We start from the raw sequence: 21,717 nt of genomic DNA on the forward strand, positions 1-21,717 counted from the left end.
CGATGACTCTTACTCACGATGTGGCGGGGCACGGCCCCGCGGTGGTGCTCCTGCACTCGTCCGTCTGCGACCGGCGGATGTGGGACGCCCAGTGGAAGGTGCTGGCCGACGCCGGTCACCAGGTGGTGCGCTGCGACTTCCGCGGCTTCGGCGAGACCCCGGCCGAGGCGGTGCGGCCGTACGAGGACGTTGACGACGTACTGGCCCTGCTGGACGAGCTCGGCATCGAGCGCGCGGCCCTGGTCGGGGCCTCCCATGGCGGAAGGGTCGCCGTGGAGCTCGCCGCCCGCAGTCCCGAGCGGGTGAGTGCTCTGGTGCTGCTCTGCGCGGGGATGCCCGGTTACGAACCGGGCCCGGCGCTGAAGGACTTCGGCAAGCGGGAGAACGCCCTGCTCGAAGCGGACGACCTCGATGGCGCCGTCGAGCTGAATGTGGACACATGGCTCGGCCCCGATGCGGACGAGCTGGTGCGTGAGCGCGTACGGGGCATGCAGCGGCATGCGTTCGAGGTCCAGCTCGCCGCCTACTACGCGGCCAAGGAAGCGGCAGCCGGGCATGTCGCGTCCGGCGAGGGAGCGCCGGCGGCGGCCACGGACGACGCGGCCGACCCGCCGTTCGATCCCGCTCCCGTTCAGGCTCCTGCCCTCGTCGTCACGGGAACGCACGACGTGGACGACTTCCGCACCATGGGCGCCCTGCTCGCCGACGGTATCCCCGGCGCACACCGCGTCGAACTGCCCTGGGCCGGCCACCTGCCGTCGCTGGAGCGCCCCGATGAGGTCAACGACCTGCTCACCGGCTTCCTGGGCGGGCTATCCGGCCGGTGATCCGTCGGTGCGCCATGCCGGAGGCCAGGCGGCGGCCTCGCCCACAGCCGGACCGTCCACCCCGAGGCTGGCCCGGGCGTGGTCCAGGTACTGCCGCCGGGCGGCCCTGAACTCCGCGTAGGCCTGATCCCAGTCCTGCCCGCCGGCGGTGGGCAGGCCCTGGGCCAGGTATTCGAGGTGCCAGAGACAGTGGTTGAGCCGCTTCGCGGCGGTGTTCGCCGCGGTGTCGCCCAGCAGCTCCAGCTTGTCCGAGAGTGCTGACCGGTGGGAGTCGGCTGCCCGTATCCCGTCCAGGACCTCGCCGGTCAGCTCCAGCGGTAACGAACCCGCGGTCAGTCCCCGGCCGACCGCGATGCGCTGGTAGCGGGCGGCGAGCTCCTTGACCGCGTGGGCGTATTCCACATACGCGGCCAGCCGGGCCTCGTCCCAGCGCACCGCCTGCTGCCGCCGCCACCTCGTCCGTTCGTTCAGACCCGTCACCAGGAAGGACAGCACCGCGCCGATGACGACGCCGGCGAGCGGAAGGATCTGACCCGTCAGACTCATGCTGCCCCCTTGGCTCGGACGATCAACGACGCGCCGTCATCCATCCTTCCCCGGAGCGCCCCGCACCGACCCGCCGACCGGTGTCAGGATGTCCGGCGAGGCAGCCGGTCCGCCCCGGTCACCGACACGATCCACCACCGACCGGCGCCGGGTGGTCGTGGAGCTCACGCCTGACGGCCGTGCGACCTGGCTGGGCGCCATGGACGTCCTCGGCCACGAGGAGTACCGCCTGCTCGGCGTGCTCGGCAAGGACGAACGCGCGCTCCTCAACGACATGCTGCGCCGCATCATGGTCGTCTCGGAGGAGCGCGGCGACGCCGCCTGGGACACCCCGTGAGAAGCGCGCTGCCCCGCCCGGACAGGTCCGGGCAGGACGGTGCCTAGACGCTCAGTGAGCGCGCGTAGTTGACCTGCCCCATCACCCACTGGATGGTCTGCGGGCCCGCGGCCGGGATCATCGTCGTGTGGTGGCGGCCGCCACTGCTGACGCTCACCTGGATGAAGCCCGTGGTGACCTTCTCCTTCATCAGCAGGAAGAACAGGCCGAGCAGGCAGAAGATCGCGAAGATCACCGCCAACACGACCCCGGCGGTGGGGATCTTCTCGTCGGTGCGGGACATGTCCGTGACGTTCCACACCGCGCCCTTGAGGGGGAGCATGCCGGCCGGGGTGACGATCGAGTCCTGGAGCACCGTGATGTCCCCGAGCGACAGCATCGTCATGCCCGGAGCGCCTGGCGCACCCGCGGCGGCCGGTGCGATCGGAGCCCCGCCCGCAGCACCCGGAACAGCCGGGAGCGTCTGCGGATAGCCGTATCCGGGCACGGTGTGGGGATAGCCGTAGCCGCCGCTGTACTCAGGCGTGCCCGGAGACTGCGGCGGCCCCCACTGGTAGTCGCCGCTTTCCTGGTAAGGGTTCGGCGCGCTCATCTCGTCCCCGCTCTCACACAACAATGGTCAATGACAAATGGCCATGGCAAAGGGCCCGTTCCGTACGGTGAGCGTACAGAAACGGGCCCCTGGGCGCTGCCGGACCCCGAGGGCTCAGAAGCGGCGCGTGATCAGCGCCCGCTTGACCTCCTGGATCGCCTTGGTGACCTCGATGCCACGAGGGCAGGCGTCCGTGCAGTTGAAGGTCGTACGGCAACGCCACACGCCATCACGGTCGTTGAGGATCTCCAGGCGCTGCTCCCCGGCCTCGTCACGCGAGTCGAAGATGAAACGGTGCGCGTTGACGATCGCGGCCGGGCCGAAGTACTGCCCGTCGTTCCAGAACACCGGGCAGGACGACGTGCACGCGGCGCACAGGATGCACTTGGTGGTGTCGTCGAAGCGCTCGCGGTCCTCGGCGGACTGGAGGCGCTCACGCGTCGGCTCGTTGCCGGTGGTGACCAGGAACGGCATGACGTCCCGGTATGCCTGGAAGAACGGCTCCATGTCCACGACCAGGTCCTTGAGGACCGTGAGGCCCTTTATGGCCTCGACCGTGATGGGCTTCTCCGGGTTGATGTCCTTGATCAGCGTCTTGCAGGCGAGCCTGTTCTTGCCGTTGATCCGCATCGCGTCGGAGCCGCAGATGCCGTGCGCGCAGGAGCGCCGGAAGGTCAGCGTGCCGTCGACGTTCCACTTGATCTTGTGGAGGGCGTCGAGCACCCGCTCCTTCGGGTCGATCTCGATCTGGAAGTCCTGCCACTGGGCATCGTCCGAGATCTCGGGGTTGAAGCGGCGGATCCGGAAGGTGACCGTGATGTACGGGGACGCGGGGCTCGCCGGGATCGCGTCCGACTTCTCGAGTACGGGGGTTGCCATCAGTACTTACGCTCCATCGGCTGGTAGCGGGTCTGGACGACGGGCTTGTAGTCGAGACGGATGGTCTCGGAGCCGTCGGCGCCGACCTCGCGGTACGCCATGGTGTGGCGCATGAAGTTGACGTCGTCGCGATTCGGGAAGTCCTCGCGGTAGTGACCGCCGCGGGACTCCTTGCGAGCGAGCGCGGAGACGGCCATGACCTCGGCAAGGTCGAGCAGGTTGCCCAGCTCGATGGCCTCCAGCAGGTCCGTGTTGAAGCGCTTGCCCTTGTCCTGGATGGACACGCTCTTGTAGCGCTCGCGCAGCTCGGCGATCTTCTTGACGGCCGTCTTGATGGTCTGCTCCGTACGGAAGACCATCACGTTGGCGTCCATCGTCTCCTGGAGCTCCTTGCGGATCTGTGCGACCCGCTCGGTGCCGGTGGAGGAGCGCAGCTGCTCGACCATTGCCACCACGAGGGAGGCGGGGTTCTCGGGCAGGTCCACGTAGTCCGCCTTCGCCGAGTACTCGGCGGCGGCGATACCGGCGCGGCGTCCGAAGACGTTGATGTCGAGCAGCGAGTTGGTGCCCAGGCGGTTGGCGCCGTGCACCGACACGCAGGCGACCTCACCCGCGGCGTACAGACCCGGGACGACGGTGGTGTTGTCGAGGAGGACCTCACCCTCGACGTTGGTCGGGATGCCGCCCATCGCGTAGTGCGCGGTCGGCTGGATCGGGATCGGGTCCGTGTAGGGCTCGATGCCGAGGTACGTACGCGCGAACTCGGTGATGTCCGGGAGCTTCGCGTCCAGCTGCTCCGGGGGCAGGTGGGTGAGGTCCAGGTAGACGTGGTCGCCCTCGGGACCGCAGCCGCGGCCCTCGCGGATCTCCGTGTAGATGGAGCGCGAGACGACGTCACGCGAGGCGAGGTCCTTCATGACGGGCGCGTACTTCTCCATGAAGCGCTCGCCGTCCTTGTTGCGGAGGATGCCGCCCTCACCGCGGGCGCCCTCCGTCAGCAGGATGCCCATGCGCCAGATGCCCGTCGGGTGGAACTGGAAGAACTCCATGTCCTCCAGCGGCAGACCGCGCCGGTAGCAGGCGGCCTGTCCGTCACCGGTCAGGGTGTGCGCGTTGGAGGTCACCTTGAAGAACTTGCCGGTACCGCCGGAGGCGTAGATGACGGCCTTCGCCTGGAAGACGTGGATCTCACCGGTGGCCAGCTCGTACGCGACGACACCGGCCGACCTGCGGACGCCGTCGACCTCGGTGATGAGCTGGTCCAGGACGTAGAACTCGTTGAAGAACTCCACGCCCTCCTTGACGCAGTTCTGGTAAAGCGTCTGGAGGATCATGTGACCGGTGCGGTCCGCGGCATAGCAGGACCGGCGCACCGGGGCCTCGCCGTGGTTGCGGGAGTGGCCGCCGAAGCGACGCTGGTCGATGGTGCCGTCCGGGGTCCGGTTGAACGGCAGGCCCATCTTCTCCAGGTCGAGGACGGCGTCGATGGCCTCCTTCGCCAGGATCTCGGCGGCGTCCTGGTCGACCAGGTAGTCACCGCCCTTGACCGTGTCGAAGGTATGCCACTCCCAGTTGTCCTCCTCCACGTTGGCCAGCGCGGCGGCCATGCCGCCCTGCGCGGCGCCCGTGTGGGAGCGGGTGGGGTAGAGCTTCGTCAGCACGGCGGTGCGGCTGCGCTTCGTCGCCTCGATGGCGGCGCGCATACCGGCGCCGCCTGCGCCGACGATGACGGTGTCGTACTTGTGGATCTTCATCAGTGTTTCGCCTCAGCCCGTGCCTAGCGGATGTTCGGGTCGAAGGTGAAGATCACCAGCGTGCCCAGAAGGATGGTGAACACGGTGGCGGTGTACAGCAGGCCCTTGAGCCACAGGCGCGTGTTCGCCCGCTCCGCGTAGTCGTTGATCACGGTACGCAGGCCGTTGGCGCCGTGCAGCATCGCCAGCCACAGCATCAGCAGGTCCCAGACCTGCCAGAACGGGGACGCCCAGCGGCCGGCCACGAAGGCGAAGCCGATCTTGGAGACGCCGCCGTCCAGCACGAGCTGGATCAGCAGGTGGCCGATGACGAGGACGACCAGCACGACACCGGACAGGCGCATGAAGAGCCATGCGGCCATCTCGAAGTTGCCGCGGGTGGTCCTCGGCGTCCTTGAGGTCCGCTTGCGCGGGGCCTCGATGAGGGGAGCCGGGTTCTCGACGTCGTAGAGGGCAACGCCCTCGACGGCGCCGATCGCGGAAGGGGTCTCAGCAGACATGTCTGGCGTCAGCTCCCGAACAGTTCACGTGCGGCGTGGCCGAGGACGGGGTAGAGCGCGCCTGCCATCAGTACGACCCAGATGCCCATGACGGTCCAGAGCATCTGCTTCTGGTAGCGGGGGCCCTTTGACCAGAAATCGACGGCGATGACACGAAGGCCGTTGAGCGCGTGGAAGAGGATGGCGGCCACGAGGCCGTACTCCAGCAGCGCGACGAGCGGTGTCTTGTAGGTCGCCACGACCTCGTCATAGGCCTCGGGTGAGACGCGGACGAGCGCGGTGTCCAGCACGTGTACGAACAGGAAGAAGAAGATGAGGACGCCGGTGACTCGATGAGCCACCCAGGACCACATACCTTCCCGGCCGCGGTACAGCGTTCCAGCCGGCACGGAAAAACCCTCCGGGAGCGGGGATTGGAGCCGGCCGCCAGCGTTCTCCCAAAGGTGACAGCTCTGTCGGTCTGGCCCGGCCGGGTACGGTCCACCGGCCCCGGCCATGGTAGCGACGAGTTGTCGGTTCCCTCGCGCGGGGTCGTGTTGTGTGATCAAACAGGCACGGACGGGCTATCAGGACGGCCTTCGGGACAACCGGAATGGCCCTGCCGGCTCTGTCCGGGCACGGCCGGGGCAGTGGCGGCCCCGTTGGCCACCAGATGGGCGAGCCGGGCGCGGGCGAGCCGGCGCAGTTCGTCGGCGGCGATCACCCGTTCGTCGTCCGGATCGTTGCCGAGTCGTGAGCGGATCGCGGTCAGTATCTGGTCGGGCTGCTCGTCGGGGCGGTAGCCGTCGAGGCAGATCACGAAGGCATGGCCGAATCTGCTCTGGTACGCGGCGTGTGCGGCGTTCAGCGCCATGTGGGCGGCAGGGGGCGCGCCCGGGGGCAGGGCGGCGGGGGTCTCGTCGGCGAGCGCCTCGTCCATATCGGCCGCCGAGAGGTCGTAGCCGGCCTCGTCGGCGGCGGCGAGGAGGGCGTGCAGATCGGGGTAGGGCCGGTGGGTGGCGATGCGGCGGCCCCAGCGACGGCTGCCGCAGCAGGCGAGCAGGGCCGCCTCGGCGGCGCCGTCGGACGCGGTGTTGAACCGGTCGAGTCCGGGCAGGCGGGGGAAACGGGAAGGGGCGCCCCCCGGGCCACGTGACGGTCCGGACGGGGCGGGGACCCGCGGGAGGCCGCTGTGAGAATCGCTGGACCTGGACAGCGCGTGTGCTCCTCGGCTCCTTGGCTTGCTCCACTTGCTCCACCCGGGCGTGTCGTACGCCTGCGAACAGTGGGGCGCGTGCGCCTTCACGCTATCGATTCAGGGGCGGAAACCGTCCGGTTGTTGCATGAATTTCACCCGGAAGGGAGAGTTTCGGGGAGCATAGTAGACGATCCTGCCTGACTTCGCCTGATTCATCTTGATTGGTCATACTTCTTCGGGATGAGGAGGCTGATCAGATGATCTCGCGGTCCAGGAGCACACGGCTGCTGGCGGGCTCGATAGCCGCGGCGACGGCTGCCCTGACGACGATGGTGTCCTGCTCCCCGGGAGCGTCCGGGGCGCCCGGAGTGTCCGGCGACAGCCCGGCGGGCGCACGGGGCGAAGGGCAGCGGCCGCCCGCCGTTACCCCCACTCCCACCCCGACCCCCACGAAGAGCTATCCGCTCTCCACGGCTCCCCGCACCATCCCCTCGGTCCGCACGCACGAGCCGGCCCGCGGCCCCGGCTGGCGCCCGGCCCCCGGCAGCGCGATCGTCGTCGCCAAGGGCAGCGAGGCGCTCGCCGACGAGGCGCGGCTGCTGGGCAAGGAGCTGAAGACCGGCGTCCGCAACGGCGGCCAGGTGCACCCGGGGGATGTGGAGCTGACGCTCGGCGCGGCGGGCGCCGGCGCCCCGGAGTCGTACACCCTCACCACCCGAGGCAACCGGGTACGGATCACCGGCCCTGACGAAGCGGGTGTGTTCTACGGCACCCGTACCCTCAAGCAGGCACTGCGCTCGGGCGGCACCATGCCCGAAGGCGTCGTACGCGACCGGCCCGACCGCCCGCAGCGCGGGCTCAACGTCGACATCGCCCGCAAGCACTACACCGCGGGCTGGATAGAGGCCCGGCTGCGCGAGATGGCCGACCTCAAGCTGAACGCCCTGGGCCTGCACTTCTCCGACGACCAGGGCTTCCGAATCGCGTCCGACTCCCACCCCGAGGTGGTCTCCGCACAGCACCTCAGCAAGGCCGAGGTGCGCCGGATCATCGCCCTGGCACGCAGCCTGCACATCGATGTCGTCCCCGAGATCGACTCGCCCGGGCATCTGGGCGCGGTGCTGCGCGCCCACCCGGACCTGCGGTTGCTCAATGTGCAGGGCGTGCCGAGGCAAGGCGCGATCGACATATCCAAGCCAGGCGCCGCGAGGATCGTGGACGATCTGCTGCGGGAGTACGCGGGCCTCTTCCCGGCCGGCTGGTTCCATGTCGGCGCCGACGAGTACCAGGCGCTGACCGTCCGCGATCCGGCAGCCTCGTACCCGCAGCTCGCCCAGGCCGCGGTGCGCGCGTACGGGCCCGACGCCGGGGTGAAGGACCTGGCGACCGGCTGGCTGAACGACCGGGCCGCGGTGGTGCGGGCGGCGGGGAAGCAGCCCAAGGCGTGGAACGACGGGTTCTTCAGCGGAGGCGTGACAAGCCCCGGCAAGAACATCGAGGTCGAGTACTGGACCGGCAAGGAGACCGGGGCGCGGCCGCCGCAGGAGTATCTGGCCGAGGGCCGCGAGGTGGTCAATCTCAACGACGAGTACCTCTACTACGTGCTCGGCGAGCCCAACGACTTCACCTACCCCACCGGCCGCCGTATCTACGAGCAGTGGACCCCGCTCGTCCTGCGCGGCACCACGCCGGTCCCGGCCCGCTACTCCGGCCAGATCCTGGGCGGACGCCTCGCCGTCTGGAGCGACCTGGCCGACGCCCAGACCCAGGACCAGGTGGCGTCGGGTATCCGGATGCCGCTGCGGGCGGTCTCCCAGAAGCTCTGGACACCGGGCCAGCCGCCGCTGGACTGGGCGGCGTTCGGCGCGCTGGCGAACCGGCTGGGGTGAGTGCGCCGGTGTCGCCGAACCCGCTGGACTGCGTGCTGCCGGGACGCATAAGGTCCGCGGGCGGTTTCTGACCCGGCCGCAATGGTGCCTTTGGGGAGAAAGGCGCCGGATAGTCCGTACCACCTCAGGGGGGAATTCCCAGCCGTGCTCTGTTCCAACTGCACCACCCACCCGGTCGCGACGAGCGGGGGTCTCTGCGAGGACTGCGCCGCGGCCCTGGCCCCGGCGCCCGCGCCTGCCCCGGCACCGGTAGCGGCCCCGCCCGCCGCTCCGGCTCCCGTGCCCGCACCGCGGCCGGAGCCGCGCGCACCCGTCGTGCTCTCGTACGTCGCCATCACCCTGCTCGCGGTCGTGGTGCTGGCCGACCTGGCGTGGATGGCGGCGGCCGCGCACATCCGTGGGCTCATGGAGGACGCGGACGCGCACACCGCGGACGAGCTGGACAGCGGGGACCTGTTCATGGCCGGTTCATCGACGGTCTACAGCGTCGCCCTGCTCGTGGCGGGCGTCTTCTTCGTCATCTGGTTCCACCGGGCGCGCGTCAATGCCGGGGTGCTGCGGCCGGATCTGCAACGCCGTGGCTCCGGCTGGGCGATCGGCGGCTGGGTCATCCCCTTCGGCAACCTCTGGATCCCGCGCTCGGTGGCCGGTGACATCTGGGACGCCTCCCTGCCCGACTACGGCCAGGACAAGAAGGGGGCGTCGCATGCCCTGCTCAACTTCTGGTGGGCGTTCTGGCTGGTCTCCGCGCTGCTCGGGCAGGTGGCCGACGCCGCGTACGACCAGGCGGAGAGCCCTGAGGCGATTCGTGTCGCCGCGGCTGTCCTGATGATCGGCAGCGTGGTCGACATAGTGGCCGCGCTGCTGGCGATCACCGTCGTGCGCAGGATGACGCTGATGCAGCAGCAGAAGGCCGGCGGGAGCGTGCCGAGCGTGGCGGTGCCCCACCCGCAGCACGGAGGCTGAGCGACCGGCGGGTCCGGAGTCCGGCGGTTTCCAGCCGAGAGGGTGACGATTTTGAGCCAGGCGACGCAGAATGAGGCAGTGACCACGCAGCGTCCGCATCGTTCGGGAGGCGTCGATGAGCCTGGTGGAACTGATCGCAGAAGCGGATGAGAGGAGTCTGGCTGCCAGTGGTGTGGCCTGCCTCGACCGCTGCCTGCCCCTCCTTGTCGAGGAGACCGACGTGCTGCGCCCCCTCTGGGCGGGCATCGCGGACGGCGAGGACGGCTGGGCCGGTCGGCTCCGGTCCACCAGGGCGGCGCTGGACGACACCACCGCGATCGGTGAAGCCGCGGCTCCGGTGCGGAGGATGATCCGCGAGGCCCCTTCCGAGTGGTCCACCGAGCAGCTCTGCGAGTGGGCCACGGCCTGTTCGGCGCTCGCACTCGAACTCCACCAGGAGCTCGACCCGTCGGGCGGCGCGGCCGGCCCGCTCGCCGCCGGCGAGCAGCGCCGGCAGGTCCAGATCCTGGAAGCCCTGTCGGCCATCCCGGGCGGCGCCGGACTGCGCAGGGCGCTGGATCTCTCGGTGGAGGGACAGCGGGTGCTGCGCGCCGCCCTCTCCCGCAGGGCGAGGGCGGCGCGGGCTCCAGCGGACCGGGCCTGAGCGGTTCTCAGCTCCCAGGGCGCTTCGCGGCGATGGCCACAGCCCCGCCCGCCCCGCCCTTCGCCACGACCGCTCCGTCGGCGAGCAGCTCTTCGTAGCCGTCGCCGTCGGTGTCCTGGGCCGTGAACGCCGCGGCGGCGGCCCACTGACCGTCGATCGTCGGCGCGCCCGTGGTGGTGAGCCCGGTGGCCGAGCCGTGGAAGGTGGCGATGCCCCGGCCGGTCAGTGCGGCCAGGTCGGCGTAACCGTCACCGTTCAGATCACCCGTGGCCAGGGCATGTCCCCCCGCGCCGAACAGCGTCGCGGGAGAGGTGGTGTCGAGCCCGCTCGCCGTGCCGTTCAGGATGAAGAGGGGGAGGTCGCCCAGCGCGGTACGGAAGGACAGTGCGGCGTCCTCGAAGCCGTCCCCGTTGAAGTCGCCGGTCGTCACCTGGATCCCGGAGGCGCCGAAAGTGCTCTTCGGGGTGAGGCCGGCCGCCATGGCCGTGGCCAGTGCCCGGATCTCGGGCAGATTGGCGTACAGCTTGTCACCGGGGCAGTCGGTCGCCGAGCCGTCACGGTGACCGGAGATACGGCGGAGACTGACCCGCTGCCCCGCCCGGTATTTGCCGTTGTCCGTGGACACGGTGAGTGTGACGCTGCCCGCGGGATCCTGCTTGTAGAGCCCGAGCTTCCAGGCGGCGACCCAGGCGACCGCCCTGCGCGCGGCCGCGGTCGCGCCGGCCGTCATGTAGTCCCCGAGCACCGAGACGCTGCTCGTGTCGACGTTCAGGCCGAGTGTGTGCGCGCCCTGGATCGGCCTGTCGATACCGCCCGCCCGGCCTTCGAAGATCTTGCCGCACTTGTCCACGAGGAAGTGGTAGCCGATGTCGTTCCAGCCCTGGCCCACCACGTGGTAGCGGAAGATGGCGCGGATGATCGAGGGCGACTGGGCGCAGGTGTAGTTGTTCGTCCCCGCGGTGTGGTGGACGAAGACCGCCTTGGTGGTCCTGTTGTACTTCGGCGGCTCCTTGACGAGCGACTCGTCGGCGCCCCAGCCGGAACGGGGGACGACCGCCGGCTTCGGGGCCGTGGCCCGGACGCGGGCATCGGGGGCTGCGGGCGGGGCCGCTGACGGCGGCAGGGCGGCGGCGGCCCCGCCGGCCACCTGCCCGGGGTCGACCAGCTCCAGCCGCAGTCCGCGCGGCAGCGCGTCCCCCTGCGCCCGCAGCTGCACACCGTCGGCGGCCCCGGTCCACAGTGGCGCGGTCCCGCCCCGCAGTGCCGTGCCCGCCGACTCGGGTGCGCGGATCTCGGCTTCGAGCGCCCGCCACGCGGACCAGGCACCCGTACGGCTGTCCCGGGTACGTACCTTGGCGGTGCCTTCCAGCTGTGCCGTGGGGTCGTCCCAGGTCAGGCCGAGCAGGCTGAACGGCTGGGTGGCGCGGGCGGGCAGCGTCCGGAGCACCGGATCGTCACCGGCCGGTACGGGCACGCGGTGGACGTGACCCGCCGCCGCCCGTGCCTCGGACGAAGGCGAGGGCAGGGTCAGGGGCAGGGGCGGAGCCAAGGGCCGGGGCCCGGGCGCAGTCGGGGAGGCGGGCACGGCGGACGTCGCGGGCCCCGCGAGGGACAGCCCCACGGCAAGGGCGGTGGCGAGGGCGGCGCGTCGTGAACGCCTGTGGGCGCGGCTGGTCATGGCGCGCGAGCTTACGGAGCAGATCACGCCAAACAGTGCAGACCCGGCCCTGTCCGCTGCGCTGATCGCCCGAAATGAGGAGGTGATCGACGGGCCATCGGCGTACTTCCGACGACTGTTCGGGTGACGCTTCCCTTTGGCGGAGCGTCAACTATAGTTACGCACGACGTGTGCGCGTCAACTATAGTCACGCCTGCGGGAAGGGGGTTGGTGCGCAGTGGTGGAGTGGGACGAGCAGGGGCATCGGCCTCAGGAGGCTCAGCCGGCCCAGGCGACTCAGGGGCACGTCAGGCCGGTTCCCGTCCCGGGCCCCGGAGCGTCCTTCGGCGACCGCCTCAACTTCCTGTTCGACCGGGTGCGTCCGCCGGGGGCGGAGGAGTACACGAACGCCCATGTGGCCCGCACGATCTCGGCGTACGGCGAGGACAGCTACACGCGCTCCCACATCAGCCTGCTCCGCGCCGGCAAGCGGACCCCGACCATCACCATCGTTCCGCTGCTCGCCCGCTTCTTCGGCGTGGAGGCCGCCTACTTCGTCGAGGACGAGGTGACGCGGAAGATCGCGACGCAGTTCGAGATCCTGCGCAAGCTGAAGGAGAGCGGGGTCGAGCAGATCGCCCTCCGGTCCATGGGCGTGTCCGCGGCAGGCCAGCGCAAGGTGCTGGCCGCGCTCGAAGCCGTCCGAAGAGAGGAAGGACTGCTCGACGACCCCGCGAAGGACCTGCCGTGACCGGCGACCAGTGCCGGAACGAGACCGGAACGAGAGGAGGGCTCTCCATGTGGCTCAGCCGCCGTAAGCGTCGCAGCACGGCCGACCGGATCGAGCGTCAGAGCCGGGAGTTCGTCCAGAACCTCGGACTGCCCGCCGTCGACAGCGTCCTCGACCTGGTGCCGTTCATGGAGGAGCGCCTCGGCCGGTCGATCCGGCTCATGCCCTTCGCCTCGGACCCCGCCGATCCGGACTCCCTCGACGCCTCCTCCCCCTGCGGAATGTGGCTGGCAACGCAGGACACCGACTACGTGTTCTACGACACCGCCATCGGCCGGGCACACGCCGAGATCGTGGTGGGCCACGAGTTCGGCCACATGCTCAAGCGCCACCGGGGCAACGCCCCGATCGACGTGGGCAGCCTCGGCGGACTGATCACCGACATCGACCCCGCCACGGTGCAACTCGTCCTGGGGCGCACCCGTTTCAACGAGCCGGAGGAGTTCGAGGCCGAGATGCTGGGGTCTCTGCTGCAAGAGCATGTGACCGTGTCCCGTACGCCGGACGTCCGGGGACGCGAAGCCGATGCCGACCCCATAGCCCGCACGCTGCTGCGCTGAGCGAAAGCCGACCGGACAGAGCCTCGTGAAAGACATACTCCACCCGCTGTGCCTCGCCATCGCAGGCACCGGATTCCTCATCCTGCTCCGCGACCTGCTGATCCGCGACGCGGGCAGGAACCAGGACCCGAGCACGAGCCAGGACCAGAGCCCGAACCTGCGCCGCCGCGACCCGGCGCTCGTCGCCCTGGCGTTCACGTACGGCTTCTCCGCGCTCAGCTACGCCGTGTCGCTCACCTGGGTGTGGGTACGCGTCGACGGCTTCTTCGGCGTCCCGAACATCGTCGTCCCGATCGCCCAGGGCTTTGTGATCGTGGTCCTCGCCAGCCAGGCGACGGTCCTCGCGTACTGGTCGAAGCCCTCCGGTGAGGCCCGCCGCCGCAGCCGGATCCTGCTCGTCGCCGCGGTGGCGGTCATCGCCGCGATGGCCGTCCTGTTCGCGCTGCTCACCCCGGCCTCCACCAGACCCACCGACTTCTCCCTGTACTACGCGCACGATCCGGTGTTCCAGGCCTATGTGCTGTTGTACTTCGGCACGTACAGCGTCGCCGAGACCTACCTGGCGGTGTCCTGCTGGAGGTACGCGCGCAAGGCCACCAACCGCTCGATCGCCTTCAGCCTGCGCCTTGTGACCGTCGGCGCGGTCATCACCCTCGTGTACAGCGGCATCCGGATCGCCGCGATCATCGGCGCCGAGACCGGCTTCAGCGTCAGCCATCTCAACGACTTCGCCTGGGCGTGCGGGGACATCGGTGCCACGCTCACCCAGATCGGCTACCTCATCCCCACCGTCGCCCTGCGCGCGGCGGATGTACGCGACTGGGCCACCGCGCACCTCCGCTACCGGCGGCTGGGGGCGCTGTGGTCCGCGCTCGACCAGGCCGACCCGGGCATCACCCTGCGCCGCCCGGCCCGCCAGGGCAGGGACGTACTCCGTGGCCGCAGCGCCCACTTCCCCCTGCTGCGCCGCCGCGTCGAGATCCGCCAGGGCCAGAAACTGATGCGCCGCTACCTCGACCCGGCCGTCCGGACGCGGGCCGAGGAGCGCCGCGCGGCCGAAGGCCTGACCGGCCCCGAGCTCGTCGCGGCCGTCACCGCCGACCAGATACGCGCGGCCCTCGTCCAGCACGCGGCGGACGAACCCGCCCCGGCCCCGGCCGAGTTCGCCGACGCCGAACTGGCTCTCGCCACCACCGAGGACGAGCTGCTGCACCTCCAGCGCGTCGCCGTGTACTTCACTCCCGTCACTTCAGGTTCAGGAGCCCGTCCGTGATCCTCCGACGCACCCTGCTCATCGCCTGCACGGCCCTTGCCGCGACGGCGTCCATGGTGAGCATGTCCGTGGCAGCCGGGCGTTCCCGTGGCGGCGGCGACTCCGCGAAGCCCGCGCGCGGCACCGGCGAGCTGCACCTGGCACCCGCCCGCGAACAGCTCGCCGCGCTGCGACGGCGGACGATCACCAGCCGCGCCCTGCTGGAGCAGTACCTCCGGCACATCGACAAGACCAACCCCGGCCTCAACGCCGTCATCACCCTGGACGCCGAGGCCGCACGGTCGGCGGCCGACGCCGCCGACCGCCATCTGGCCACGACCGGGAAGCCGCTCGGGGCACTCCACGGCCTGCCCCTGACGGTCAAGGACGCCCTGGAGACGAAGGGGCTGCGCACCACGTGCGGTTCCCCCGACCTCAGTGACCATGTCCCCGACCGGGACGCGGACGCCGTGGCCCGGCTGCGCGCGGCCGGGGCCGTCATCGTCGGCAAGACCAACGTCCCGGTGATGTGCCAGGACCTTCAGACCTCGAACCCGGTCTTCGGCGCGACGAAGAACCCGTACGACGGCACGAAGACCCCGGGCGGCTCGTCCGGGGGTCCCGCTGCCGCCGTCGCCACCGGTATGACCAGCCTTGAGCTCGGCTCCGACCTCGCGGGCTCCCTGCGCCTCCCGTCCGCGTACTGCGGTGTGTACGCGCTGCGCCCCAGCAGCGGCATCGTCCCCACCCGGGGCCACATCCCACGCCCCCCGGGCTGGCTGACCAGCTCCGACATGCTCACCCCCGGCCCGCTCGCCCGGAACCCCGAGGACCTCGACCTCCTCCTCGGCGTACTGGCGGCCCCGGCCCCGGCCGAGGCCGCCGCCTGGCGGATCGACCTCCCGGCGCCGAGGCACGACCGGCTGGCGGACTACCGCTTCGGGCTGTGGCAGGACGACCCGTACTGCCACGTAGACGAGGACACCCGCGGCCTGCTGGACCAGCTCTCCGTACTCCTGCGGTCCGCGGGCGCCACCGTCGACGACGGCACCCGGCCCGTGGACTTCGCCGGCAGCGACAGGCTGTTCCAGCGCCTCATGTTCGCGACGGCGAGTGCCACCGCAACGGATGACGGCTTCGCCGCCGACGTCGAAGCCGCCGAGAAGATCCCCGCCGACGATCCCAGTGGACTCTTCCTGCATTCACGCACCATGCGGCACCGGGACTGGCTGCGCGCCAACGAGGACCGCGAGAAGCTGCGGGGCCGGTGGGCCGAGTACTTCGCCACTCATGACGTCCTCATCACACCGGCCGTGCCCGCCGCGTCCGTCGACGACCAGACGTCCACGCCGGTCCCGGGCCGGTCCATCACGGTCGACGGTGAGAAGCGTCCGTACTTCGACCAGACGGCCTGGCTGAACCTGGCCGGTCCGGTGGGCCTTCCGTCCCTCGTGATGCCCGCGGGCCGCACCGCCGACGGCCTCCCGCTGGCCATCCAGATCATCGGCCCCTACCTGTCGGACCGCACGGTGACCGCCGTCGCCGCCCACCTGTCCCGTCGCCTGCCCGTCCCGGCGACGTGACCGGACACCCATGAACCGGGCTCGCTCTGCCCCCACGGGGGTGGGGCGGGGCGAGCCCGCACAGCGGATCAGCCGCACCCCGGCCGGGACGATCGGCCGGGGTGCGGCTGATCCACGAGGTGCATGGCCACGGAGCGCGCGAACGCCGAGTTGGCCGGCGTCTGAGCCCCGCGTGCGGGCGCCCAGCGCAGAATGGCCCGGATACCGACGGGGGATGCGGTATCCGGGCGCGTGATCATCCTCTCACAGGAGTGGGCAACGGGCACCGGCGTCGCGGTCCGATGGCCGGATACGACCGCGTGTCGCCGGTGTGGCCCCTCCGGTGACCAACCCCGGCGAAGGAGTTCCGTGCCTGACCTCGTGCGCCTCGCGAGCGCTGCCGACCAACCCGTACTGGAGCGTCTGTGGCTGATGTTCCGTCATGACCTGTCCGAGCACTCCGACCAGCTGCCGATGCCGGATGGAACCTTTCGCGACGACCGGCTCCGGACAGCCCTTTCCGACGCCGACTGGATGCCGTATCTGCTGATGAGCGACGACCGCCCCGCCGGTCTTGCGCTCGTCCGCGGTCTGAACGGCCCGACGCGTGTGCTGAACAGCTTCTTCGTCGTCCGGGGGGCACGCAGGAGAGGGATCGGGGCGCAGGCTGTCGTGGAGATCACGGCCAGGCATCCGGGACCGTGGGAAGTCGCCTTCCAGGACGCCAACCGGGCCGCGGTCCGTTTCTGGCGCCATGTCGCGACCAGGGTCGCAGGCGAGGGATGGTCCGAGGAGCGCAGGCCGGTGCCTCGGCGGCCTGACCTGCCACCGGATGTCTGGATCTCTTTCAGCGCCGCTCGCCCGAGCGATCACGGTCGCGGCGCCCTGGAGTAGTGGGGGGGAGGACGACCGGGGCCGCCACCCCCCACAGGAGAGGCCCCGGTCGTCGTCCTACGAAGCCGCTGTGCGGCCCCGTACTCCGTTCAGCGCCGGGGGTGCGTTTTCTGTCACACGCATCGACAGCGCAGAATGTTGCAGGTTGTACAAGACGTGGACGTACGCAGCGGTAGCCGCGTAGCGTGCTTCTGCGCGAGGGTGTGTGCGGCGGCGGTGACCAGCCGCGATGACGAACGGGTAGTGGGAGTGCTGGGGGACGACGCGGAGCTGACCGCCGCGGTGCTCGCGGCTCAGGACGGAAGTGAAGACGCCTTCCGGACTGTGTACCGCGCCGTGCATCCGCGGCTGCTCGGTTACATACGCACACTGGTCGGTGAAGCGGACGCCGAGGACGTCGCGTCCGAGGCCTGGTTGCAGATAGCCCGGGACCTGGAACGGTTCAGCGGGGACGCGGACCGGTTCCGCGGGTGGGCGGCGCGGATCGCGCGCAACCGCGCCCTGGACCACATACGGATGCGTGGGCGGCGCCCCGCGATCGGCGGCGACGAGACCGAACTGACCGGGAAGCCCGCCCAGTCCGACACCGCCGACGAGGCCATGGAGGCGCTTGCCACCGGGCGGGCGATGGAGCTGATCTCGCAGCTGCCGCAGGACCAGGCGGAGGCGGTGGTGCTGCGGGTGGTCGTGGGGCTTGACGCCAAGACAGCCGCGCAGACCCTCGGGAAGCGGCCCGGGGCTGTCCGTACCGCCGCGCACCGGGGTCTGAAGCGGCTGGCCGAGCTGCTCGGCGCGAACGACGGCCCGGTGGGCGACGGCCCGGGTGACGGAAGTCACGGCGGTCAGCCGAACGGCGGAAGGCGCGGTTCCGTGAGTCTTGGAAAGGGCGCCGAACTGGGCGCCGTACCCCCGCAGCGACGCCCTCGGCGTGGAGTGGCGCGCTCCGCGGGTGTGACGCATTCGCGTCTGCGGACGCAGAAGGACATGTGATGGCCTACGAGCGCTACCCATGGCTCGACCAGGAGGCCGCGGAGCGGTTGCTGCGCGGTGAGCCGGTCGAGCCTGCTGGCGTTGACGCGCGTAGTGCGGTCGAGGCGCGGCGGCTCGCCGCTGCTCTCGATGCTGCCCGTACGCCCGAGGCGGCAAACGATCCCCTGCCGCTGCGTGGCGAGGAGGCGGCGCTGGCCGCCTTCCGCAAGGCGCGTGACGGTGGCGCGGAGGAAATCCTGCCGACTGCGGTGCGGCTCGGCGGCGCGGCGCCGGACACTCCCGTGACACCCGTGGGGGCCGGCGCTGCCGCGTCCCGCCCGGGGCGCTGGGCGCGGCCGATGCGCTGGGGACTGGCCGCCTCGCTCGCCGGGTTCGCGGTGGGGGGTGTGGCAGTGGCCGCCGGCACGGGTGTGCTGCCCACTCCCTTCGGTGACGATCGCGCGCCACTGCCCGGATCATCCGTATCCGCTCCGGTTTCACCAGGTCCGGTCGAGTCCGGTTCCGTGACCGGTGGTTCCGGCGCGGCGACCCCGGATGGGCCGCAGACCGGCGATGGTGCCGTGGCGCCGTCGTCCCCTGGCGCCGAAGAGCCCACCGGTGGGGCGGACGGGGGTGGCACGGCGAGCCCGGACGGTCGCGACCGCAGCGACAAGCAGGGCGACGGCCACTCCCGGGACTGGGACAACGACGGGGACAGCCGCAGCGAGTGGTACGCCAAGACCCTCGAGGCGTGCCGCGACTACCGCAGCGGGAAGCTGGGCGAGGAGAGCAGGCGTCAGCTCGAGTCCCTGGCCAAGGGGTCGGACCGGGTCACACGGTTCTGCGACCGGCTGCTCAGCGGCGCGCCCGGGAGCGCCGGTGACGGGACATCCGGTGACGGTGACAACAGCGGCGACGACGACGGTGACGGCGACGACGGCCGCGGCGGGAACGACGACGACGGCGGCGGCGATCCGGGCAAGGGCTGGAGCGACGGCGGCAGCACCCAGGGGACGAACTCCCTGACGGCCGTTCCGCTGCCCGCGCTGTCCCTGTCGGCCGCGATCCACGTCCTCTGACGTGCTCTGAGCTGCGCTTTCCACCTTCCCGCAAAAAATTTTCGGCCAGGTGTGACGTTTTTCGGCGGTGGGGCGCAGTTGTAAGTGAGCCGACTGGTCATCGGCCGCGCGAGCCGGGGTTCCCCCCGTACCTACGGCTCAGCGCACATGGCGCGGGCGGGACACGTTCCCCCGGTCCCGCCCGCGCCCCCTCTCTCCTCTCCGTCCCAGGGACGGGATTCCCAGAGCGTCACCAGTGGACGACGACCTTGTCGCCCTTCTGCACCTGGTCGAATACCTGCGCGATCTTCTGCTTGTTCCGGACGTTGACGCAGCCGTGCGACGCGCCGTTGTAGCCCCGGGCCGCGAAGTCCGCCGAATAGTGCACCGCCTGGCCGCCGCTGAAGAACATCGCGTACGGCATCGAGGTGTGGTAGATCGTCGACGTCCACTCCTTGGCCTTCCAGCCCACGGTGAACGTGCCCTCACGGGTGGGGGTGTTCTCCGATCCGAAGCGCACGTCCATCGCCGCGATCACCTTGCCGTCGATCATCCAGGCGAGCGTCCTGCTCTCCTTGCTGACGCACAGCACCCGGCCCTTCAGACAGCGCGAGTCGGGCTTGTCCAGCTCGTTGGTGGTGGCCGGGTTCAGCTCCTCGGCGGTCGGCTTGCGCGTGGCGCCCGTCAGGGTGCTCCAGGTGGTCCCGTCGACCGTGCCGGTCGCGGGCAGTCCGCTCTTCTTCTGGAAGGCGCTGACGGCCTTCGCGGTCATCGAACCGTAGAAGGCGGTGGGGGAACGGTGGAACCGGCCGATCTGACGCAGCCGCGCCTGGAGCTCCCGTACCTGCTCGTTCTCCGTGCCTTCGCGCATGAGTACCCCGGCCTGCTTGTCCGAGGGGCTGGACGCCGAGGGGGACGCCGAGCCGCCCGGCTTGGCGTCCGTGACCGGATCGGCCGAAGCGCCCGGGGCCTTCGACGGGGTACCGGCCGGGGACGGCCGTGCCGGTGACTTGCTGTCGCCCGGTGACGGGGCGGTGCAGCCCGCGGCGAGGGCGATGGCGACGGCGGCCAGCGCGGTGCGGCTGAGGACGGTTCTCTTCAGGACAGAGGTGTGACGCATAGGGGCCCCCCGGGACGAATGTGTGTGCCAGTAGGGATGCTTTCCTGCCGTGCTTGGTTGCTGCCGGGGGAGCATCCTGTGAGGAAGCTGACAGAAGCAGCGAGGAAGAACACCTTTAGCACCTTTGGCACCAGCTCCAGCGGGAGGCACGGCACATGGCGCGCGAGTCGGAGTCGGGTCTGCCCATCCAGCCGGTGTACGGGCCGCAGGCGCTGAGCGGCACGGACGGCTGGGACGCCGCCGAGCGGCTCGGGGAGCCCGGCGGGTACCCGTTCACCCGCGGCGTCTACCCGACCATGTACACCGGGCGGCCCTGGACGATGCGGCAGTACGCGGGCTTCGGCACCGCGGTCGAGTCGAACGCCCGCTACCGGGACCTCATCGCCCACGGGACGACGGGACTGTCCGTGGCGTTCGACCTGCCGACCCAGATGGGATACGACAGCGACGCGCTGCTCGCGCACGGGGAGGTAGGCAAGGTCGGGGTGGCCATCGACTCGATCGACGACATGCGGGTGCTGTTCGACGGGATCCCGCTCGACCGGGTGTCCACGTCCATGACGATCAACGCACCGGCCGCCGTACTGCTGCTGCTCTACCAGCTCGTCGCCGAGGAACAGGGCGTGGCGGCCGGCCGGCTCACCGGCACCATCCAGAACGACGTGCTCAAGGAGTACATCGCCCGGGGCACGTACATCTTCCCGCCCAAGCCCTCACTGCGGCTGATCGCCGACATCTTCAGGTACTGCAAGGCCGAGATCCCGAGGTGGAACACCATTTCGATCTCCGGCTACCACATGGCGGAGGCCGGGGCCTCGCCCGTACAGGAGATCGCTTTCACCCTCGCGGACGGCATCGAGTACGTCCGGACGGCGGTGGCGGCCGGGATGGCCGTCGACGACTTCGCCCCCAGGCTCTCCTTCTTCTTCGTCGCGCGTACGACCCTGCTGGAGGAGGTCGCGAAATTCCGTGCCGCGCGGCGGATCTGGGCGCGGGTGATGCGGGAGGAGTTCGGTGCGCGTGATCCGAAGTCGATGATGCTGCGCTTCCACACCCAGACGGCCGGGGTGCAGCTGACCGCGCAGCAGCCCGAGGTCAACCTGGTGCGGGTCGCCGTCCAGGGCCTGGCCGCCGTGCTGGGCGGCACCCAGTCGCTGCACACCAACTCCTTCGACGAGGCCATCGCCCTGCCCACGGCCACCTCGGCGAGGCTGGCGCTGCGCACCCAGCAGGTGCTCGCGTACGAGACCGATGTGACGGCGACGGTGGACCCGTTCGCCGGCTCGTACGCCATGGAGAAGATGACCGACGACGTGGAGACGGCGACGCTGGAGCTGATGGCGAGGGTCGAGGACCTCGGCGGGGCGGAGGCCGCGATCGAGCACGGTTTCCAGAAGAACGAGATCGAGCGCAACGCCTACCGCATCGCCCAGGAGACCGACAGCGGCGAGCGCGTCGTGGTCGGGGTCAACCGCTTCACGCTCGACCGGGAGGAGCCCTACGAACCGCTGCGCGTCGACCCCGCGATCGAGGCCCAGCAGGCCGGGCGGCTGGCACGGCTGCGGGCGGAGCGGGACGGGGAAGCGGTGGGGACGGCGCTCGCCGGGCTGAGGGAGGCGGCGGAGGGGACCGCCAATGTGCTCTACCCGATGCGGGAGGCGCTTCGGGCGCGGGCGACAGTGGGGGAGGTGTGCGACGCGCTGCGCGGGGTTTGGGGGGTTTATGTGCCGAGTGATGCGTTCTGA

Annotated in this window: 21 protein-coding genes and 1 pseudogene; 13 read left to right on the top strand and 9 right to left on the bottom strand. The window is 70.6% G+C overall.

The window, feature by feature from the left end:
- The first annotated feature begins 2 nt into the window (after nucleotides 1-2).
- Complete coding sequence (locus tag ABZ532_RS07620) at nucleotides 3-827, top strand: alpha/beta fold hydrolase (RefSeq protein WP_361280264.1); 825 nt, start codon at nucleotides 3-5, stop codon at nucleotides 825-827.
- Here the strand turns inward: ABZ532_RS07620 and ABZ532_RS07625 are convergent.
- The gene (locus ABZ532_RS07625; RefSeq protein WP_361280265.1) at nucleotides 813-1,373 is read right to left on the bottom strand and encodes a hypothetical protein; all 561 of its coding nucleotides are present in this window, start codon (nucleotides 1,371-1,373) and stop codon (nucleotides 813-815) included. The two genes, ABZ532_RS07620 and ABZ532_RS07625, sit on opposite strands and share 15 nt — an antisense overlap.
- Before the next feature lie 124 nt (nucleotides 1,374-1,497).
- Between ABZ532_RS07625 and ABZ532_RS07630 the strand changes: the two are divergent.
- Nucleotides 1,498-1,710 (top strand): annotated as a pseudogene (locus ABZ532_RS07630) (MarR family winged helix-turn-helix transcriptional regulator); the annotation flags it as partial.
- Between the two features lie 43 nt (nucleotides 1,711-1,753).
- On the opposite strand, the gene ABZ532_RS07635 reads toward ABZ532_RS07630, so the two are convergent.
- From ABZ532_RS07635 to ABZ532_RS07660, 6 genes are all read right to left on the bottom strand, one after another.
- Nucleotides 1,754-2,302 (bottom strand): hypothetical protein, encoded by a 549-nt coding sequence (locus ABZ532_RS07635; protein ID WP_361280267.1) that lies wholly within the window; start codon nucleotides 2,300-2,302, stop codon nucleotides 1,754-1,756.
- A gap of 114 nt (nucleotides 2,303-2,416) precedes the next feature.
- On the bottom strand, nucleotides 2,417-3,181 hold the full coding sequence (locus tag ABZ532_RS07640; RefSeq protein ID WP_361280269.1) for a succinate dehydrogenase iron-sulfur subunit: 765 nt from the start codon (nucleotides 3,179-3,181) through the stop codon (nucleotides 2,417-2,419).
- Nucleotides 3,181-4,935: a succinate dehydrogenase flavoprotein subunit gene (sdhA, locus tag ABZ532_RS07645; RefSeq protein WP_361280271.1), complete on the bottom strand. Its 1,755-nt coding sequence runs from the start codon at nucleotides 4,933-4,935 to the stop codon at nucleotides 3,181-3,183. The genes ABZ532_RS07640 and sdhA overlap by 1 nt, the downstream gene beginning before the upstream one ends.
- A 23-nt stretch (nucleotides 4,936-4,958) precedes the next feature.
- Nucleotides 4,959-5,435: a succinate dehydrogenase hydrophobic membrane anchor subunit gene (locus ABZ532_RS07650; protein WP_361280272.1), complete on the bottom strand. Its 477-nt coding sequence runs from the start codon at nucleotides 5,433-5,435 to the stop codon at nucleotides 4,959-4,961.
- Nucleotides 5,436-5,443: 8 nt separating this feature from the next.
- On the bottom strand, nucleotides 5,444-5,824 hold the full coding sequence (gene sdhC, locus ABZ532_RS07655) for a succinate dehydrogenase, cytochrome b556 subunit (protein WP_147987791.1): 381 nt from the start codon (nucleotides 5,822-5,824) through the stop codon (nucleotides 5,444-5,446).
- Between the two features lie 155 nt (nucleotides 5,825-5,979).
- Nucleotides 5,980-6,531 carry a 2-oxo-4-hydroxy-4-carboxy-5-ureidoimidazoline decarboxylase gene (locus ABZ532_RS07660; RefSeq protein WP_361280471.1) on the bottom strand — a complete coding sequence of 184 codons (552 nt, stop codon included), beginning with the start codon at nucleotides 6,529-6,531 and terminating at the stop codon, nucleotides 5,980-5,982.
- Nucleotides 6,532-6,869: 338 nt separating this feature from the next.
- On the opposite strand from ABZ532_RS07660, the gene ABZ532_RS07665 reads away from it, so the two are divergent.
- The 3 genes from ABZ532_RS07665 (at nucleotide 6,870) to ABZ532_RS07675 (ending at nucleotide 10,110) form a co-directional block, all read left to right on the top strand.
- Complete coding sequence (locus tag ABZ532_RS07665; RefSeq protein ID WP_361280273.1) at nucleotides 6,870-8,501, top strand: glycoside hydrolase family 20 protein; 1,632 nt, start codon at nucleotides 6,870-6,872, stop codon at nucleotides 8,499-8,501.
- A gap of 144 nt (nucleotides 8,502-8,645) precedes the next feature.
- A complete protein-coding gene (locus ABZ532_RS07670; RefSeq protein ID WP_361280274.1) occupies nucleotides 8,646-9,467 on the top strand; it encodes a DUF4328 domain-containing protein in 822 nt (273 codons plus the stop codon).
- 115 nt (nucleotides 9,468-9,582) lie between these two features.
- The gene (locus ABZ532_RS07675) at nucleotides 9,583-10,110 is read left to right on the top strand and encodes a hypothetical protein (protein WP_361280276.1); all 528 of its coding nucleotides are present in this window, start codon (nucleotides 9,583-9,585) and stop codon (nucleotides 10,108-10,110) included.
- A 7-nt stretch (nucleotides 10,111-10,117) separates the two neighbouring features.
- Here ABZ532_RS07675 and ABZ532_RS07680 read toward each other — a convergent pair whose 3' ends face one another.
- On the bottom strand, nucleotides 10,118-11,788 hold the full coding sequence (locus ABZ532_RS07680) for an N-acetylmuramoyl-L-alanine amidase (protein WP_361280277.1): 1,671 nt from the start codon (nucleotides 11,786-11,788) through the stop codon (nucleotides 10,118-10,120).
- 217 nt (nucleotides 11,789-12,005) lie between these two features.
- Here ABZ532_RS07680 and ABZ532_RS07685 point away from each other — a divergent pair, with 217 nt between their 5' ends.
- The 7 genes from ABZ532_RS07685 to ABZ532_RS07715 all read left to right on the top strand — a co-directional run bounded on the left by ABZ532_RS07685 (nucleotide 12,006) and on the right by ABZ532_RS07715 (nucleotide 18,873).
- Nucleotides 12,006-12,518 carry a hypothetical protein gene (locus tag ABZ532_RS07685; protein WP_361280279.1) on the top strand — a complete coding sequence of 171 codons (513 nt, stop codon included), beginning with the start codon at nucleotides 12,006-12,008 and terminating at the stop codon, nucleotides 12,516-12,518.
- A 47-nt stretch (nucleotides 12,519-12,565) separates the two neighbouring features.
- Nucleotides 12,566-13,117 carry a hypothetical protein gene (locus tag ABZ532_RS07690; protein WP_361280281.1) on the top strand — a complete coding sequence of 184 codons (552 nt, stop codon included), beginning with the start codon at nucleotides 12,566-12,568 and terminating at the stop codon, nucleotides 13,115-13,117.
- A gap of 25 nt (nucleotides 13,118-13,142) precedes the next feature.
- Nucleotides 13,143-14,390 (top strand): MAB_1171c family putative transporter, encoded by a 1,248-nt coding sequence (locus ABZ532_RS07695; protein ID WP_361280282.1) that lies wholly within the window; start codon nucleotides 13,143-13,145, stop codon nucleotides 14,388-14,390.
- Nucleotides 14,387-15,952 carry an amidase gene (locus ABZ532_RS07700; protein WP_361280283.1) on the top strand — a complete coding sequence of 522 codons (1,566 nt, stop codon included), beginning with the start codon at nucleotides 14,387-14,389 and terminating at the stop codon, nucleotides 15,950-15,952. Before ABZ532_RS07695 ends, ABZ532_RS07700 begins: the two co-directional genes overlap by 4 nt.
- A gap of 348 nt (nucleotides 15,953-16,300) precedes the next feature.
- Nucleotides 16,301-16,825: a GNAT family N-acetyltransferase gene (locus ABZ532_RS07705; protein WP_361280284.1), complete on the top strand. Its 525-nt coding sequence runs from the start codon at nucleotides 16,301-16,303 to the stop codon at nucleotides 16,823-16,825.
- Nucleotides 16,826-17,074: 249 nt separating this feature from the next.
- The gene (locus tag ABZ532_RS07710) at nucleotides 17,075-17,815 is read left to right on the top strand and encodes an RNA polymerase sigma factor (RefSeq protein WP_361280472.1); all 741 of its coding nucleotides are present in this window, start codon (nucleotides 17,075-17,077) and stop codon (nucleotides 17,813-17,815) included.
- On the top strand, nucleotides 17,815-18,873 hold the full coding sequence (locus ABZ532_RS07715; RefSeq protein ID WP_361280285.1) for a hypothetical protein: 1,059 nt from the start codon (nucleotides 17,815-17,817) through the stop codon (nucleotides 18,871-18,873). Before ABZ532_RS07710 ends, ABZ532_RS07715 begins: the two co-directional genes overlap by 1 nt.
- A gap of 229 nt (nucleotides 18,874-19,102) precedes the next feature.
- On the opposite strand, the gene ABZ532_RS07720 is transcribed toward ABZ532_RS07715, so the two are convergent.
- Nucleotides 19,103-19,972, bottom strand: coding sequence for a L,D-transpeptidase family protein (locus tag ABZ532_RS07720; protein ID WP_361280286.1), 870 nt, complete (start codon nucleotides 19,970-19,972; stop codon nucleotides 19,103-19,105).
- A 155-nt stretch (nucleotides 19,973-20,127) separates the two neighbouring features.
- Here ABZ532_RS07720 and ABZ532_RS07725 point away from each other — a divergent pair, with 155 nt between their 5' ends.
- Nucleotides 20,128-21,717: a methylmalonyl-CoA mutase family protein gene (locus tag ABZ532_RS07725; protein ID WP_361280288.1), complete on the top strand. Its 1,590-nt coding sequence runs from the start codon at nucleotides 20,128-20,130 to the stop codon at nucleotides 21,715-21,717.

Origin of the sequence: Streptomyces sp. NPDC019396 (assembly GCF_040632375.1) — a bacterium.
GTDB lineage: Bacteria > Actinomycetota > Actinomycetes > Streptomycetales > Streptomycetaceae > Streptomyces.

What these genes read in the sequence shown, in the direction of transcription:
- ABZ532_RS07665 (WP_361280273.1), top strand. Translation starts at nt 6,870, where the DNA reads ATGATCTCGCGGTCCAGGAGCACACGGCTGCTGGCGGGCTCGATAGCC.
- ABZ532_RS07715 (WP_361280285.1), top strand. Translation starts at nt 17,815, where the DNA reads ATGGCCTACGAGCGCTACCCATGGCTCGACCAGGAGGCCGCGGAGCGG.
- ABZ532_RS07690 (WP_361280281.1), top strand. Translation starts at nt 12,566, where the DNA reads ATGTGGCTCAGCCGCCGTAAGCGTCGCAGCACGGCCGACCGGATCGAG.
- ABZ532_RS07640 (WP_361280269.1), bottom strand. Translation starts at nt 3,181, where the DNA reads ATGGCAACCCCCGTACTCGAGAAGTCGGACGCGATCCCGGCGAGCCCC.
- ABZ532_RS07620 (WP_361280264.1), top strand. Translation starts at nt 3, where the DNA reads ATGACTCTTACTCACGATGTGGCGGGGCACGGCCCCGCGGTGGTGCTC.
- ABZ532_RS07625 (WP_361280265.1), bottom strand. Translation starts at nt 1,373, where the DNA reads ATGAGTCTGACGGGTCAGATCCTTCCGCTCGCCGGCGTCGTCATCGGC.
- ABZ532_RS07635 (WP_361280267.1), bottom strand. Translation starts at nt 2,302, where the DNA reads ATGAGCGCGCCGAACCCTTACCAGGAAAGCGGCGACTACCAGTGGGGG.
- ABZ532_RS07725 (WP_361280288.1), top strand. Translation starts at nt 20,128, where the DNA reads ATGGCGCGCGAGTCGGAGTCGGGTCTGCCCATCCAGCCGGTGTACGGG.
- ABZ532_RS07680 (WP_361280277.1), bottom strand. Translation starts at nt 11,788, where the DNA reads ATGACCAGCCGCGCCCACAGGCGTTCACGACGCGCCGCCCTCGCCACC.
- ABZ532_RS07720 (WP_361280286.1), bottom strand. Translation starts at nt 19,972, where the DNA reads ATGCGTCACACCTCTGTCCTGAAGAGAACCGTCCTCAGCCGCACCGCG.
- sdhA (WP_361280271.1), bottom strand. Translation starts at nt 4,935, where the DNA reads ATGAAGATCCACAAGTACGACACCGTCATCGTCGGCGCAGGCGGCGCC.
- ABZ532_RS07650 (WP_361280272.1), bottom strand. Translation starts at nt 5,435, where the DNA reads ATGTCTGCTGAGACCCCTTCCGCGATCGGCGCCGTCGAGGGCGTTGCC.
- ABZ532_RS07675 (WP_361280276.1), top strand. Translation starts at nt 9,583, where the DNA reads ATGAGCCTGGTGGAACTGATCGCAGAAGCGGATGAGAGGAGTCTGGCT.